The sequence below is a fragment of the Enterobacter sp. WPR_3_1 genome (assembly GCF_003635055.1).
GTDB lineage: Bacteria > Pseudomonadota > Gammaproteobacteria > Enterobacterales > Enterobacteriaceae > Enterobacter > Enterobacter ludwigii.
Genome location: NZ_RBXU01000008.1, coordinates 1,236,674 through 1,252,517 on the forward strand (window position 1 = coordinate 1,236,674; position 15,844 = coordinate 1,252,517).

At 55.5% G+C, this 15,844-nt stretch carries 15 protein-coding genes; 9 read left to right on the plus strand and 6 right to left on the minus strand.

Features of this window, described 5'->3' with window-relative positions; all coding sequences use genetic code 11:
• Positions 1-5 precede the first annotated feature (5 nt).
• The 3 genes from BJ887_RS07740 to BJ887_RS07750 form a co-directional block, all read right to left on the minus strand.
• On the minus strand, positions 6-1,661 hold the full coding sequence (locus BJ887_RS07740; RefSeq protein ID WP_025204228.1) for a glucan biosynthesis protein D: 1,656 nt from the start codon (positions 1,659-1,661) through the stop codon (positions 6-8).
• A 242-nt stretch (positions 1,662-1,903) separates the two neighbouring features.
• Positions 1,904-2,677, minus strand: a complete 774-nt coding sequence (locus BJ887_RS07745) for a transporter substrate-binding domain-containing protein (protein WP_025204230.1) — start codon at positions 2,675-2,677, stop codon at positions 1,904-1,906.
• Between the two features lie 10 nt (positions 2,678-2,687).
• A complete protein-coding gene (locus tag BJ887_RS07750; RefSeq protein ID WP_014170012.1) occupies positions 2,688-3,857 on the minus strand; it encodes a pyridoxal phosphate-dependent aminotransferase in 1,170 nt (389 codons plus the stop codon).
• A gap of 113 nt (positions 3,858-3,970) precedes the next feature.
• Between BJ887_RS07750 and BJ887_RS07755 the strand changes: the two genes are divergently transcribed.
• On the plus strand, positions 3,971-4,828 hold the full coding sequence (locus BJ887_RS07755; protein ID WP_121339695.1) for a LysR family transcriptional regulator: 858 nt from the start codon (positions 3,971-3,973) through the stop codon (positions 4,826-4,828).
• On the opposite strand, the gene BJ887_RS07760 is transcribed toward BJ887_RS07755, so the two are convergent.
• On the minus strand, positions 4,800-6,305 hold the full coding sequence (locus BJ887_RS07760) for a carboxylesterase/lipase family protein (protein WP_121339696.1): 1,506 nt from the start codon (positions 6,303-6,305) through the stop codon (positions 4,800-4,802). The two genes, BJ887_RS07755 and BJ887_RS07760, sit on opposite strands and share 29 nt — an antisense overlap.
• Before the next feature lie 42 nt (positions 6,306-6,347).
• Positions 6,348-7,691 (minus strand): VOC family protein, encoded by a 1,344-nt coding sequence (locus BJ887_RS07765; protein ID WP_014170009.1) that lies wholly within the window; start codon positions 7,689-7,691, stop codon positions 6,348-6,350.
• A gap of 624 nt (positions 7,692-8,315) precedes the next feature.
• Between BJ887_RS07765 and BJ887_RS07770 the strand changes: the two genes are divergently transcribed.
• The 8 genes from BJ887_RS07770 (at position 8,316) to BJ887_RS07805 (ending at position 14,845) form a co-directional block, all read left to right on the plus strand.
• Positions 8,316-8,495, plus strand: a complete 180-nt coding sequence (locus BJ887_RS07770) for a general stress protein (protein WP_020884187.1) — start codon at positions 8,316-8,318, stop codon at positions 8,493-8,495.
• A gap of 91 nt (positions 8,496-8,586) precedes the next feature.
• On the plus strand, positions 8,587-9,081 hold the full coding sequence (locus BJ887_RS07775; protein WP_020884188.1) for a ferritin-like domain-containing protein: 495 nt from the start codon (positions 8,587-8,589) through the stop codon (positions 9,079-9,081).
• A 23-nt stretch (positions 9,082-9,104) separates the two neighbouring features.
• Positions 9,105-9,308 (plus strand): hypothetical protein, encoded by a 204-nt coding sequence (locus BJ887_RS07780; RefSeq protein ID WP_020884189.1) that lies wholly within the window; start codon positions 9,105-9,107, stop codon positions 9,306-9,308.
• A gap of 25 nt (positions 9,309-9,333) precedes the next feature.
• Positions 9,334-9,840 carry a ferritin-like domain-containing protein gene (locus tag BJ887_RS07785; protein WP_059305991.1) on the plus strand — a complete coding sequence of 169 codons (507 nt, stop codon included), beginning with the start codon at positions 9,334-9,336 and terminating at the stop codon, positions 9,838-9,840.
• A gap of 16 nt (positions 9,841-9,856) precedes the next feature.
• Entirely contained in the window at positions 9,857-10,729 is an 873-nt protein-coding gene (locus BJ887_RS07790) for a manganese catalase family protein (RefSeq protein ID WP_121339697.1), read from the plus strand.
• Between the two features lie 68 nt (positions 10,730-10,797).
• Positions 10,798-12,201: a cytochrome ubiquinol oxidase subunit I gene (locus BJ887_RS07795; RefSeq protein WP_020884191.1), complete on the plus strand. Its 1,404-nt coding sequence runs from the start codon at positions 10,798-10,800 to the stop codon at positions 12,199-12,201.
• The gene (gene cydB / locus BJ887_RS07800) at positions 12,201-13,211 is read left to right on the plus strand and encodes a cytochrome d ubiquinol oxidase subunit II (protein ID WP_032678126.1); all 1,011 of its coding nucleotides are present in this window, start codon (positions 12,201-12,203) and stop codon (positions 13,209-13,211) included. The genes BJ887_RS07795 and cydB overlap by 1 nt, the downstream gene beginning before the upstream one ends.
• A gap of 8 nt (positions 13,212-13,219) precedes the next feature.
• Entirely contained in the window at positions 13,220-14,845 is a 1,626-nt protein-coding gene (locus tag BJ887_RS07805; protein ID WP_020884193.1) for an alpha-amylase family protein, read from the plus strand.
• Here BJ887_RS07805 and BJ887_RS07810 read toward each other — a convergent pair whose 3' ends face one another.
• Entirely contained in the window at positions 14,846-15,832 is a 987-nt protein-coding gene (locus tag BJ887_RS07810; RefSeq protein WP_121339698.1) for an SDR family oxidoreductase, read from the minus strand.
• Positions 15,833-15,844: the final 12 nt, after the last annotated feature.

Here is a 15,844-nt window from a genome sequence, read left to right on the forward strand (position 1 = left end):
AATGGTCAACGCATGATGCGATCGTCAACGTAGTTACGTTTGTCCGGCGCAGGCGGGAAATACTGATACAGCCAGGTCTCACTGATCGCATCCCCCTGACAGCGCAGGAACAGGCGCATGTCCACCGGTTCGGTCGAATCCGAGGTAGGATACCAGTCGAACAGAATGCGATAGCCGTCAAACGGCTCAACGTAGAGGATCTCAACCTGCTTCGCTTCGCCGCTGGAGAGGGTAATGACCGGCTCAATGCCTTTTGGCGCGGCAGCTTTCAGATCGCCCCCGACGAAGTCGATAGCAAAGCGACGGGCCCACACTTTCGGGTAGTTTTCGCCCGGCGCCCAGCCTTCCGGGAACCCACCCATACCGGTGCGGGTCGCGAAGACATTCGCCAGTGGGGAACGGACCGGCGGCATGGCGCTCCAGTAAAGACGGTATTTAAAGTCCAGCTCATCGCCCGCTTTCACCGGTTTTTCTGGCTGCCAGAAGCAGACCACGTTATCCAGTGTTTCACCCGTTGTCGGGATCTCCATCAGGCCAACCGCACCTTTACCCCAGTCGTTACGCGGCTCCACCCAGAGGCCTGGGCGTTTGTTATACCAGCCCATGACGTCCTGATAATGCGAGAAATCGCGATCGAGTTGGAGCAAGCCGAACCCTTTCGGGTTTTTGTCCACAAACGCATTAAACTGCAGCTTCTGCGGGTTGTTCAGCGGACGGCAAATCCACTCCCCGTTACCGCGCCACATGGCGAGACGGTCGGAGTCATGAATTTGCGGGTGGATAGTATCGCACATGCGGCGTTCGTTTGTACCGCAGCTGAACATACTGGTCATCGGCGCAATGCCGAGCTGTTTAATGTCTTTACGCGCATAGAGATGGTTTTCCACCTCCATGATCACCTGGCTCTTTTCGCAGTGGATCACGAACTTATACGCACCGGTGATGCTTGGGCTGTCCAGCAGCGTATAGACGGTAAAGGTAGTGTCGCCCGGTTTGACGGTTTCAAACCAGAACGCGGTGAAGTCAGGGAACTCTTCCGGCGTGTCGGTAAAGGTATCCACCGCCAGACCCCGCGCGGAAAGACCATACTGATAGGTATCATCAACCGCACGGAAATAGCTCGCCCCCAGGAATGAGACGATATCGCGACGCGCCAGTTCCGGTGCCTTGAAGGCGCGGAAACCGGCAAACCCAAGATCGCTTTGCCCTTCCAGCTGCTTCGTATCAACACCGGTTTCACCGTAGCTGAACAGCTCAGGACGGAAGTGGATTTCGCGCGCCTGTGACGTTGACTGATCCAGCGAGAACATGCGCACGCGGCGACGGAAACCCATGCCCATATGGAAGAACTGCACGTCCAGCTGACGGCCTTCAATGTTATTCCACAGTGACTGTTTTTCATCGTAACGGATGGCGTTATAGGCCTGCGGCGTCATGGTCGCCAGCGTGTCCGGTAACGGTCGCGGTGCTCCGCCCCACGGGGTTTTCGCCAGGTCATGGGCCATGGATTGCAGTACGGAGAAGTCAAAACGACGACTCTGACCGTCAGCAATGTCAGAGTCAGCAGCGTAAGCCGCTTTGGAAAACAGGGAAGCAAGGCCAGTTGTGCCGCTCAGGGCTGCCATTGCCAGCGAGCCTTTTAGAAAACGTCTGCGATTCATGCCTGGAAAAACGTCCTTATGGTCGTGTGAATGTGTTTCGCACTCGGCGAAATGACGGCAAGAAAGAACGCACAGCCTAAACAAAAATGGTTAAGAATCCAATTGTTGGGCGGCGATTATCTGTACAAAGTGCGAAATATTTTCTGTCGACCAGAACGACCCGAAAAAGGTGTAAAGAAAGGTATAAAGACGTGTATAAAAATGCCCCGGCTGGACATCGTCAGTCGGGGCAAATGAGGCGGTTATTTTACGCTGACATCGATACCTGGGAAGTACTTATCAGCGAGTTTAGCGATCGTGCCATCGGCACGCACTTTATCAATTGCGGCATCAAGTTGCTTTTTGGTGGCCTCGTCCCCTTTACGCAACCCAAAGCCGATCCCACTGCCGAGGATAGTGTCGTCCGACACCGGTTTGCCGATAAAGCCAAACCCTTTCCCCTGCGGCTTGCTGAGGAAACCTGCCTGCCCGGCCGCGGACATGACCAGCGAGGCGTCGATACGGCCATTCAGCAGATCGCCCCAGGCCATATTCTGATCTTTATAAGACACCACGGTGACACCCTGCTTTTCCCAGTGCTCTTTCGCGTAGGTTTCCTGAATTGAGCCCTGCAGGACACCGATGGTTTTGCCCTTAAGCCCCGCGGGCGTTGCCTCTACCGCGGTACCGGCCTTGCCAACGAGCTGCGACGGGATGCGGTAAATCGGCTGGGTAAAATCAATACTTTTACGTCGCTGTTCGGTGATGTTCATCGCCGAGTTAATGGCATCAAATTTCTTCGCCACCAGGCCCGGTATTAACGCATCAAAAGAGGTTTCAACCCAGGTGCATTTCAGCGCTGCGGCTTTGCAGATGGCATTGCCCAGCTCAACGTCAAACCCTTCCAGTTCGCCAGCAGCATTTCGGCTTTCAAACGGCGGATATTCCGCCTCCAGCCCGTACCGCAGTTCGGTAGCCGCGAATGACGAAAACGTACACAGCAATCCCATGCCGACAACTAACGCGCGTAATTTCATCTCCAACTCCTTAGCGTGGTTTAACCCGACACAGGGCCTGGGCACCTGCCCGTAACGTCGCCTCATCTTTCGCAAAAGAGAGACGAATCAATTTATTATCCGTACCATCCGCATAAAACGCCGACAGCGGAATGGTGGCCACTCCATACTCAACGATCAGCCGTTTCACCAGTTCACTGTCGCGCTCATCGCTGAACTGGCTGTAGTCGGCCAGCAGGAAAAACGAACCGGCGCTCGGCAAGAGTCTGAACGGTGATGCTTCCAGCAAACTTTGCAGCAGATCGCGTTTGCGCTGATAAAACGCCGCCAGCGACAGCCAGGTTTGCGGGTCAATCATGTGCTCTGCAAACGCATGCTGCATTGGCGTATCGGCAGAAAACATCAGAAATTGATGGACTTTACAAATCTCATCCATCAGTACCGCCGGAGCAACACAGTAACCCACGCGCCAGCCGGTCACGTGATAGGTTTTTCCGAAGGAAGAGATAATGACGCTACGCTCCGCCAGCTGCGGATGTGTCGCCATACCGTGGTGCGGTTCACCATCAAAGACGACGTGTTCGTACACTTCGTCAGACAAAATAATGATATCGGTATTGCGGGTCACCGCCACCAGCTGCTGCAGGTCCTCTGCCGAGAAGACCTGCCCGCTCGGGTTGTGCGGGGTATTGATGATTATCATGCGCGTACGCGGGGTGATCGCCGCACGGACTTCATCCCAGTTGACGGCAAAATCCGGCACCGTCAGTTTAATGGCAACCGGCGTGGCCCCCTGCAGGCGAACAATCGGGGCGTAACTGTCAAACGACGGTTCAAAGTAGATCACTTCGTCGCCCGGGTGCACCAGCCCGCTGATCGCCGAATAGAGTCCTTCACTGGCACTGGCGGTGACCAGCACTTCGCTGGCCGGGTCATAGTGCGTGCCGTAGAGTGTGGCAATTTTATCCGCAATACGCTCTTTAAGCGGCTGCAGGCCGGTCATTGCCGCGTACTGGTTGTGCCCTGCCTCCATCGCCCGGGTCACCCCGGCGACCAGTTTGGGATCGCAGGAAAAATTGGGTGCACCCTGAGAAAGATTGATGGCGTTATGCCGGGCGGAGAGCTGGCCGATAACGGTAAAAATCGTGGTCCCCACATCGGGTAATTTGGAACGGGTGTGCACCGGAGTGTGTAACGTCATCCTCTTTCCTTTCTCATGATGAATGCATAACTATTCAAACAACAAGTCAGTTGTCGGGACAATCGAATTGTTGTCATAATAGCCATGAGAAAAACGCATACCTGAGGTGGTTAATGTCGCGCCGTTCGCTCCCGCTTAATGCCATCGACGCCTTTTTAGTCACCGCGCGTCATCTGAATCTGACCCATGCCGCAACAGAGCTCTGTCTGACGCAGGGAGCCGTAAGTCGCAAAATCGCCACCCTTGAAGCGTGGTTCGGCTTTCCGCTGTTCGAGCGCCATGCGCGCGGCCTGCGCCTCTCCCCACAGGGCAGCGCCCTGCTTCCGGAATTGCAATCCACTTTTGAAACGCTGCTGACCCTGGCCGATCGGGCCCGTACCCAGCAAACCGTGATCCGACTCAAAGCACCCACCTGCGCCATGCGCTGGCTGGTGCCTCGTCTGCTGGAGGTGGAGCGTGAGCAGCCGGATCTGCAGATAGCATTGACCACCACTACCGACCATAACGTCAATTTCAAAACGGAATCTTACGACGCGGCCATTGTATTTGGCACCCATATGAGCGCGGGCGATCTGTTGTTTGAAGAGGCGTTAACCCCGGTAATGAGCCCCCTGCGAGCAGGTTGCGAACTGGGTGCGTTAACCTTCCTTCACCCGACACGGGATAAGACAGACTGGTCATTGTGGCTGGCGAAGCAGGAAGGCCCGGGGTTTGTTATGCACAAAAATCAACACTTCGACACGATGGACCTTGCCATCACGGCCGCCATTCAGGGGCTGGGGGTGGCCATTGCCGACGAAACGCTGGTGGAAGAAGACGTCCGCGCCGGGAGGCTGGCGCGGCCTTTTGAGAGCAGCATCAAAACGGGTGCGAGCTACAGACTGGTTCTGCGCGAATCGCCTGGCCAGGAAAATGGGCTGGCGGCGTTTCGCGCCTGCCTGCTCAGTCGAGGCTCACATGGTGTTTCATAACGCGCTTAAAGAGGCTCATGCGCGCGCGCATAAAGCGGTTTTCAAGCCTGAAACCTGCATGTTTATTCACGCCGATACGTAGCAGCACGTCCCTTCCTTTTCGACAGGCCGGCCAGTGCGTCGGGCCAGGAAGACTTTCCCGGTGACCGGCGTCACGCGCAAAGCTCACCCAATAATCTGCAACCTGCGCTGCGAATTGCCTGTCTCGCGCGTTAACGTAGTGGCAGGAAGGCTCAATCTCACCAAGGGTGTCAAACACGTACGGCACCTCATTACCGTGCCAGGCACCGTTGATATAGGTTGCGTGCTCTGCTTCCGCCACATAGTCGAACCAGTAACGCCAGCACAAGCCGCCCACGCGCTGCTGGGCCTGCATCACCACATATCCCATGGTGGTAAAAGCCATATCCCGGCACACCTGCCTGCCAAGCTCCACATCCCCTTTCACACCCGGATAGAGCAGTTTGATCAGCCCCAGTCCAAAGCGACGTTCATGGCGAAGCTTCTGGATCTGACCGGCGAGATCGATACCAAATACCGCCATCACGCTGGCTTCGTCACTGTTCGACCCAATCATCACCGGAACAGGATGCTGACGCGCGGCAAAGAACACATCGAGCATTGATTCCGGCAGAACACAGTCTCCGACGATGGGTGCCGGGGCGATGTTCAGCGGCGCGGCCAGCGGCCAGAACGCTTCGGGGGGAATGGCACGTAACTGTTCTGCTGACGCCTCCTCAAGGCCGAAATGCGCCGCCAGCGCTTCCCCTTTTTGCAGGGCCTGTTCCCGCGGCGTATCCGGCAGGGTGTATCCGCTTTGCACAATCGCCTTGTGGAAGAGTCCCTTCGCCAGCGGAGACGCCAGCAGCGACAGCACGCTGCGCGCGCCGGCGGATTCGCCAAACAGGGTGACGTTGTCAGGATCGCCACCGAAAGCGGCAATATTCTCCCGAACCCATTCAAGGGCGGCAATCTGATCCAGCAGCGCAAAGTTATGCACTACCCGGTCTTCTTCTCCCTCCAGCGCGGGATGGGCAAAAAAGCCAAGGTGACCAAGACGGTAATTGATCGTCACAACCACCACGCCGCGCGTTGCCAGCGCCTTACCGTTATAGGGCGGCAGGCCACCCGCGCCAATGGTAAACCCCCCGCCGTGTAGCCAGACCATGACGGGAAGCGGCGCCGGGCGCTCGACGGGTGACCAGACGTTAAGATACAGACAATCTTCTGAGAACCGGCCGGGATCGCCGCCGCCTAACGCCTGGCAATACTCACTGTTCTGCCAGCTTGAGGGCGAAAAAGCGGTGGCCAGACGCAGCCCCTCCCAGCGTTCAGGCGGCCGTGGCGAACGCCAGCGCCAGTTGCCAACGGGGGGCGCCGCATAGGGAATACCACACCAGAGATGAACGTTTTCATCCGTTAAACCAGACAGTGCGCCCTGGCGCGTTTCAATCACAGGGGCGGAGGGATTTTGCATAACAACCTTCTGTTTCCATCACACCCCAGAAGAGTAACGATTTCAGAGCAAACCGCAACGCTGTTTGCTGCGGATTTCAGCCTCCTGATAGAGCATGAACTCATCGTACACCGGGCAACCCAGCGCCGCTTCGAACGCGTCGCGACTGGCGTTACCGTGGCTACGCGCCTGGGTTTCATTGCCCAGATTCGACTGGAAAATCCCTGCGGCACTGACCGGGAGGAAATCTTCATAGGTGATCGGCTGAGCGACAACCCACCCGCGCTCAATTAACGGCTGTGGATCGTCTCCCGGACGAAACGCATGACGATGCGCTTCCCCGGATGGCGTCAGGCGATAGCGGAAATAGGCCAGCTCCTGACGGCGCATCAACAATTCGCTGTCCGGGAAGGCGCTGAAGATTTCGCGCAAATGGAGCTGGTGCGTCATGTTGTCTTTACCGGTACCGGCCTCTGCAAGCAGGCTGTCATAAAGCGCACGACCTTTTGGCGTCAGCGCCACGCCGCGCTGTTCAATTTCGCCAAAGCGCGCGGTATGCGTTCCTGTATGCTCCCCGGCAAACAGCACCGGCTCTTCCAGCGCTTTAAAGCTGGTCTGGCGCAGTAATACGGGAACCTCGCGACGCGGTGGTCCTTCAATCAGAATTTTGGGTTCAATCCCGTACTTCGGCATCAGCTCCTGCACCCGGTCAATATCCAGCGTACGTGGCGTGAGGTGGTTGATATGGCACCCCGGGAAACAGACCACATCCGCAATCAGTCGGTGCTCGTTATGCAATGCCAGATAGGTCTCCTGGTCGACCGTCGCATGACGATGCCAGCGGAAGGTTTCTAACGCCTCCTGTACAAACGCCTGCGCCTGCGCATCCGTAAAGTGCCCTTCTGCCTCATGCAGCGCGATAAGCTCCAGACAACGCGGGGTAAAGATATTGCGGTGAGACAAGATCTCCGCGGCACGCTCACGCAGGACGACGTTGTCAATCAGTTCGAGGCGCAGCAGCGAGGTAAAGATACGAAACGGATTTCGGCACAGCGCTGCATCATCGACCGGGCGGAACGCCGTGGAGTGGACGGGCACGCCCGCCTGAGAGAGGTCGTAATAGCTGACCGGGTACATGCCCATAATGGCAAACATACGACGCAAGGTCGAAAGCTCTTGCGCGGTACCCACGCGGATCGCCCCGTGACGCTCCACATTCAGGCGCGCCAGTTCATCCGCGTTCGCCAGTTGTTCATGTAATAGTGGGTTATTTTCCAGAACCGCCAGGTTTACGTCCGCAACCAGGTCGAGCAAGGTGCCGTACTGCGGAACTTCCTGCTGGTACATCGCCGACATAGCCTGCGAAAAGTGTTCCCGAATATCATCAGCCGTGATGGTGTTCGCCATGATGTCATGCCTCCAGTGAATATTACCTGGAGTGTAGAGAAACCCGTTCCCTCTGGGGGGAAGAATTTCCGATTTGTGATCTTAAGACAGGAGTGGTTAAAGCGTGTGCTGGCCTGCCCCTGACACCCATATGACCTGGCTGATTCACCTTCTCTAAATAAAGCGATTTCTGATTAAACTGTATTATTAATAACCTCATCGCTTAACCATTAAGAGGTAATAAATAGCATTATCTTAAGAGGTAATATCTCATTAAAAACAAATATTAGTGGCATATATCTTATTTCGTTAACGCAACAAGCGGATTTTCAATATTTCTCCTTAAGATTAATCTGTAATTTTTAGACTGCCGCACGCGCTTCAGGCATAAACAATGCAAGAAAAACAGTTATCCCCTGCGGCTCGCGGATTAACTCCATGAAGACAGGCAGTTAACCGCAAGCCATCAAGGATATATTCATATTAAACGAAGCGTTAACCATCAGAAATATCTCAGCAACGAAGCGATGGTTTACAAAACATATTTGACGAATATGAAACACCGACTAAAGTTATTATTCGAACGACGAGTGATACGGAATATTTTCGTATCTTAACTGACATAACCAATATATGAGGTTTAATATGGCAGAGCATCGTGGTGGTTCCGGTAATTTCGCACAAGACCGTGAAAAAGCATCAGAAGCTGGACGTAAAGGTGGCCAGCACAGCGGCGGTAATTTTAAAAACGATCCGCAACGCGCATCTGAAGCAGGTAAGAAAGGAGGAGAAAACAGCCACGGTGGTGGCCGTAAAAACTCCTGATCTGATGTAAATCTCTTTTATTTAAAACAGAGAGCATGCTGCGGGCCTCCAGGCTCGCAGTACCCCTTCTTTATTTTACCGGAGCGTAATGATGAATATGAAAAGTGTCGAAGATGTGTTTATTCACCTCCTGTCCGATACCTACAGCGCTGAGAAGCAGCTGACCCGCGCGCTCGGCAAACTGGCTCGTGCTGCCTCCAGTGAAAAACTGAGCGCAGCCTTTAGTGCACACCTTGAAGAGACGCAGGGTCAGATTGAGCGTATCGACCAGATTATCGAGCAAGAATCTGGCCTTAAGCTCAAGCGTATGAAGTGCGTAGCAATGGAAGGCCTGATTGAAGAGGCCAATGAGGTCATCGAGAGCACCGAGAAAAATGAGGTGCGTGACGCCGCATTAATTGCCGCAGCACAAAAAGTGGAGCATTACGAAATTGCCAGTTACGGTACCCTCGCCACATTAGCAGAACAACTGGGCTATAAAAAAGCCGTTAAACTTCTGGCCGAAACGCTGGAAGAAGAGAAAGAAACCGATCTTAAACTTACCGACCTGGCCGTAGGCAATATTAACCAAAAAGCGCAAAAATGACGCTATAGCAAAGGTTAAATAAAATGAGCATCAGTCCCAGGACTATTAAACGGTGCCATTTAACGGCAGCAATAATATGGTTCATACTCGCTATCCCTTCCGTTTTATGGTGGAAGAGCAGCGTGCTATGGGTCATTATCATCAGTATCTACGCCAATATTGTCGGCCATTTATCTGGCTACAGTGCAGCGCGTGCCGATCAGGCTGCTGAGAGTGAGACCAAATAAGCGACACCATAATGAGGACATTATAATGAATCACGTAGAACACTACCATGACTGGCTACGCGATGCCCATGCGATGGAAAAGCAAGCCGAATCTATGCTGGAATCCATGGCCAGCCGTATCGATAATTATCCCGATGTTCGCGCCAGAATTGAGCAGCATATTAGTGAAACAAAGCGACAAATTACCTTACTGGAAGAGATCCTCGACCGTAATGATATTTCTCGTTCGGTTTTAAAAGATTCGATGAGTAAAATGGCGGCGCTCGGACAGTCCATTGGCGGGATGTTCCCCTCTGATGAGATCGTCAAAGGGTCTATCAGCGGCTATGTTTTCGAACAGTTTGAAATAGCCTGCTACACCTCCCTGCTGGCCGCGGCCAAAAAAGCGGGCGACATGGCTTCCGTGCCTGCCATCGAAAGTATCCTGGCGGAAGAGCGCGAGATGGCCGACTGGCTGATTCGCCACATTCCACAGACCACCGAACAGTTCCTGCTGCGTTCAAACGCATCCGGTGTCGAAGCAAAAAAATAACCTCAGGAGAGAAGACATGTTTCGACACGTCAAACAATTACAATATACGGTTCGGGTTGCCGAACCGAATCCCGGCCTTGCCAATTTATTACTGGAACAATTCGGCGGTCCTCAGGGCGAGCTGGCCGCCGCCTGCCGTTACTTTACTCAGGGGTTGAGTGATGACGACCCGGGTCGTAAAGATATGCTGATGGATATCGCGACCGAAGAGTTAAGCCACCTTGAAATTATCGGTACCCTGGTGGGTATGCTTAATAAAGGGGCTAAAAGCGCACTGGCGGAGGGCGTGGAAAATGAAGCCGAGCTGTATCGGTCCATGACCGAAAACGGTAACGACAGCCATATCACCTCCCTGCTTTACGGTGGCGGTACTCCGTTGACCAACTCCGCCGGGGTGCCGTGGACGGCGGCTTATGTCGACACCATTGGCGAGCCGACCGCCGATCTGCGCTCGAATGTGGCTGCCGAGGCCCGAGCGAAGATCATCTATGAACGGCTGATTAACGTCACGGACGATCCGGGCGTGAAGGATGCGCTGGCGTTTCTGATGACGCGTGAGGCGGCGCATCAGCTCTCCTTTGAGAAGGCGCTTCAGTCCATTCGTAATAATTTCCCTCCGGGAAAACTGCCGCCAATCGAGGAATACACCAACAAGTACTACAATATGTCTGAAGGTGGGGAGGTTCGCGGAAGCTGGAACAGCGATAAACATTTCGACTACGTTGAATCCCCCCAACCTGCCGTTGACGGCGGAGACGGGAGTGCAAGCGTGACGCTGACGACCGAACAGGCCACGCTGGTCAAAGCGATGTCGGCCCGCACGAAGTCCGATCCACATTCCGACCCGCTGACCGGTGCCGAACTGGGTGCCGGGAAGAAAAAACCGTAACCGATTTTGCCAGGCAGCCCCGGACTGCCTGGCAATCCTCGTGCGCAACAGTTCCAGAGGTACGGACCATGTTCGAACTCGACGCATTTCACCTCGCCAGAATCCAGTTCGCTTTTACCGTCTCGTTTCATATTCTTTTCCCGGCGATCACCATCGGTCTTGCCAGCTATCTGGTGGTGCTCGAAGGGATGTGGCTTCGCACCAAAAATGAGGTGTGGCGCTCGCTGTACCATTTCTGGCTAAAGATATTTGCCGTTAACTTCGGTATGGGGGTCGTTTCCGGTCTGGTCATGGCCTATCAGTTCGGCACTAACTGGAGCGGATTCTCACAGTTTGCCGGCAGTATCACCGGCCCTCTCCTGACCTATGAAGTCTTAACCGCCTTCTTCCTCGAAGCCGGATTTCTTGGCGTGATGCTGTTCGGCTGGAACAAGGTCGGCCCGGGCCTGCACTTCTTCTCGACCTGTATGGTCGCGCTGGGTACGCTGATGTCCACCTTCTGGATCCTCGCCTCCAACAGCTGGATGCACACGCCCCAGGGGTTCAGTATTCAGAACGGTCAGGTCATTCCGGAGGACTGGCTGGCCATCATTTTTAACCCCTCCTTCCCTTACCGTCTCATTCACATGGCTATCGCCGCGTTCCTGAGCAGTGCGCTGTTTGTGGGGGCGTCGGGCGCATGGCATCTGCTGCGCGGCAACGACACGCCCGCGATACGCACCATGTTTTCCATGGCGATGTGGATGGCCCTGCTGGTCGCGCCCATTCAGGCCGTCGTCGGTGATATGCATGGCCTGAATACCCTCGAACATCAGCCGGCCAAAATTGCCGCCATCGAAGGTCACTGGGAGAACCCACCAGGCGAAGCGACACCGCTGCTGCTGTTTGGCCTGCCGGATATGGAGCAGGAGCGCACCCGCTACGCGCTGGAAATTCCTGCCCTTGGCAGTCTGATTCTGACCCACAGCCTGGATAAACAGGTCCCGGCCCTGAAAGATTTCCCGAAAGAAGATCGCCCGAACTCACCGATTGTTTTCTGGTCATTCCGCATTATGGTCGGCATGGGTCTGCTGATGATCACGCTGGGTCTGGTCAGCGTCTGGCTACGCTATCGCCATCGACTCTATCAGTCGCGGCCCTTCCACTGGTTCGCGCTGTGCATGGGACCGGCGGGCCTACTGGCGCTGCTGGCCGGCTGGGTCACCACCGAAGTGGGTCGTCAGCCGTGGGTGGTGTATGGCTATCTGCGCACGATCGACGCGGTCTCGCTGCACAGCACGCTGCAGATGAGCATTAGCCTGCTGGCCTTCTTTGTGGTCTATTCGTCGGTGTTTGGCGTGGGCTACGTCTACCTGATTCGGCTTATCAAGAAAGGTCCGCAGCCCGTTGATACCTTGACGTCAAATACCTCGGGCACCCCTGCCCGTCCGCTGTCTGCCGCTGAGTCTGTTCCGGAACAGGAGAGAAACTGATGGGCGTCGATATCTCAGTTATCTGGTTTGCCATCATCGTGTTCGCCACGCTGATGTATATCATCATGGATGGCTTTGATTTGGGCATCGGGCTGCTTTTTAACTTCGTGGGCGATGCCAGAGAGCGTGACGTAATGGTCAACAGCGTGGCGCCGGTGTGGGACGGCAACGAGACCTGGCTGGTGCTCGGCGGTGCGGGGTTGTTCGGCGCGTTTCCGCTGGCCTATGCGGTGATTATCGATGCGCTGACCATCCCTCTTACCGCCATGTTAATTGGCCTTATCTTTCGCGGCGTGGCCTTTGAGTTCCGCTTTAAGGCAACGCCTTCGCACCGCAAATTCTGGGACTACGCCTTCGCCGGCGGCTCTTTGCTTGCCACCTTCAGCCAGGGGGTGGTGGTGGGAGCAGTGATTAACGGCTTTGACGTTGAGGGCCGGCGTTTTGTCGGCTCCGCCCTTGACTGGTTAACGCCCTTCAATCTTTTCTGCGGCATCGGGCTGGTAGTGGCCTACACCCTGCTCGGTACTACGTGGCTTATCATGAAAAGTGAAGGCGCGTTGCAAAACCGCATGCGTGAGCTGACCCGGCACGTGCTGCTGGCGCTGGTGGTGGTGATCGCGGTGGTGAGTATCTGGACGCCGCTCGGCTGGCAGTACGTTGCCGACCGCTGGTTTACCTTCCCCAACTTCATCTGGTTCCTGCCGGTTCCCCTGCTGGTAGGCGTGTTTAGCCTGTGGATCTGGCGACTGACGCACAACCCGGCCAGCCACTCGCGTCCCTTCCTGTTGACCCTTGGGCTGATCTTCCTCGGATTTAGCGGTCTGGGCATTAGCCTGTGGCCTAACATTATTCCGCCGCGCATTACCCTGTGGGAGGCTGCGGCACCACCGGCCAGCCAGCTGTTTATGCTGGTCGGAACGTTACTGATTATTCCGGTGATTCTGGTGTACACCGCCTGGAGCTACTACGTTTTCCGGGGCAAAGTTTCCGACACGGAAGGTTATCACTGAGGTGAACTATGGCAGACTGGCATACCCGAGCCATTATTTATCAGATTGATACTGCACTCTTTTATGATTTAAACGGCGATGGTTGCGGGGACATCGCCGGGATTGGCGCAAAGCTGCGCTACATTCGCCGCATGGGGGCGACGGTTATCTGGATCACCCCTTTCTACCTCACCCCGTTTCTGGATGAAGGCTACGACGTCAGCGACCATCTGCAGGTTGATCCTCGCTTCGGAAAGCTGGCCGACATTATCGCCTTTATTGAACAGGCCCGGGAGCTGGGTATGCAGGTCATTATTGAGCTGTTGATTCAGCACACCTCGGACGCCCATCCCTGGTTTCAGCAGGCGCGCCGCAACCCAACTTCACCTTTTCGTGACTACTATATCTGGTCGGATAATAACGAGGACGATACCTCCCCGATGTTTCCCGGCGTGGAAGAGAGCGTCTGGACATGGGATGACGAGGCCGGGCAATACTACCGACATATGTTCTATCACCACGAGCCCGACCTGAATCTGACCTGCCCCGCGCTGCTCAACGAGATCGAAAATATTATCCTCTTCTGGCTCAAGCTCGGGGTGTCGGGCTTTCGCCTCGATGCCGCAACGCACCTGACCGCGCAGGCAGGCGGCGGTGACGAGAAAAAGGGGTTATGGATCCTGGAGCATATGCGCCGCCTTATTGAAGCACGTAATCCGGAAGCGATCCTGCTCGGTGAGGTGGACGTCGACGTGGAGGCGTATAAAGACTATTTCGGCGAAAATAACCGTCTGAATCTGGTGCTGAATTTCTGGCTCAATAAGTATTTCTACGTCAGCCTTGCCAGGAAAAGCGCCCGACCGCTGCGCAATGCCATAAAGAAGATGATTGTCCCGCCTGACTCGTGCTGCTTTGCCAACTGGCTGCGCAACCACGATGAGTTAGATCTGGAAGGGATTGGTAAAAAAGAGAAACAGATTGTGGTCGACACCTTCGCCCCTGACGAAGAGATGAACGTCTACCAGCGCGGGATACGACGCCGTCTGGCACCGATGTTAAAGGGCGATCAAAAACGGCTGGCGTTCTGCCACGCGGTGCTCTTCTCACTCCCAGGCGTGCCGGTCATGCGCTACGGCGATGAGATTGGCATGGGTGATGATCTGACGCTGGAAGAGCGCTATGCCGTGCGTACGCCAATGCAGTGGGCGGGGTCAGAGGGCGGTGGCTTTTCAGCAGCGGATCCTGAGCGGTTTATCGCCCCAATCATCGATCGCGGTCCCTGGCGTTATCAGAAAATCAACGTGGCCGATTCCCTGCTGCACCGCAATTCCCTGCTGCACCGGATCATCGACATGGCCAATACGCGCTCTGAATTTCCGGAGATTGCTGTCGCACCGTTTCGTCTCATCAATATTGATGATGACGCGGTACTGGGCATTTATTACGAGGCCGAAGCGCGCAGTATCCTGACTTTCGTTAACTTTAGCGACAAGCCGGTCCAGTTTACCGCCCGCGGGATCCGTCACGCCACCTGGACCGCCTGCCTGGCGGATAAACGCTATGACGACGCGCTGATCTGTGGCAAAACCGTCCAGCTAACCCTCAGCGGCTACGGCTATCGCTGGTTCTGGACTAACCGTAGCGCGCTGCGCTGATTACCTTTTACGCCGGGTCATCAGCCGCGTCAGCACAACGCCCGCCACCGCGAGGGAACCTAACAGGACTTTCCCGGGCACACCTGAGGTGATCGCCGTGGAGCGGTTTTTCGCTTCCGGGGTAAAACGCCCATGGATTTTGTGCAGGTCGTTGACCGGCTGGTCGAGATAATCCTGGCGATCCCGGTCATTCAGATCGTCAGTCATCTGACCTTCCCAGGCCTTCTTCACCATCAGCCGGTCCAGGAAACCCGGGAAGAGGAATTGTCCGACGATCGACTGAATGGTACTGCTGCCCACCCACAGTTCGCGCACCGGTTTTTGCGCGACCTTAAAAATCGCGCTCGCGGCAACTTCAGGCTCAAACACCGGCGGAACCGGACGCATAGCCCAGGCGAATTTGTTTCTTGCCCAGTCAAACTGCGGTGTATTCAGCCCCGGCATCTGCACCATTGAAAGCTGCACCCGGCTGTTCTCATGCATCAGTTCCGTGCGCACCGCATCGGTGAATCCCCGAATCGCCGCTTTGGCGCCGCAGTAGGCCGATTGCAACGGGATCGAGCGGTAGGCCAGCGCGGACCCGACCTGAATAATCACGCCGCGATCGCGTGGCACCATCAATTCCAGCGCGGCGCGGGTTCCGTTTACGAAGCCAAGATAGGTCACATCAGTGACGCGGCGAAATTCATCCGGCGTCAGGGTACGAAACGGTGCCAGCACCGCACCCATCGCATTGTTAACCCACACATCAATCGCACCGAGGCGATATTCAATCTCGTTTGCCGCGTCCACCACCGCCTGGCTGTCGGCGACATCCGCCTGTACCGCACAGGCTTTGACGCCAAATCGCGTTAACTCCTCCTGGGTCGAGTGCAGGCTTGTCTCATCGCGGGCAATAATCCCCACATCGTAGCCTGCCTTTGCGAAGTGCAGCGCCGTTGCCTTTCCCACACCCGCCGTACCGCCGGTAATGACAATCACAGCCATAGAACCTCCGCG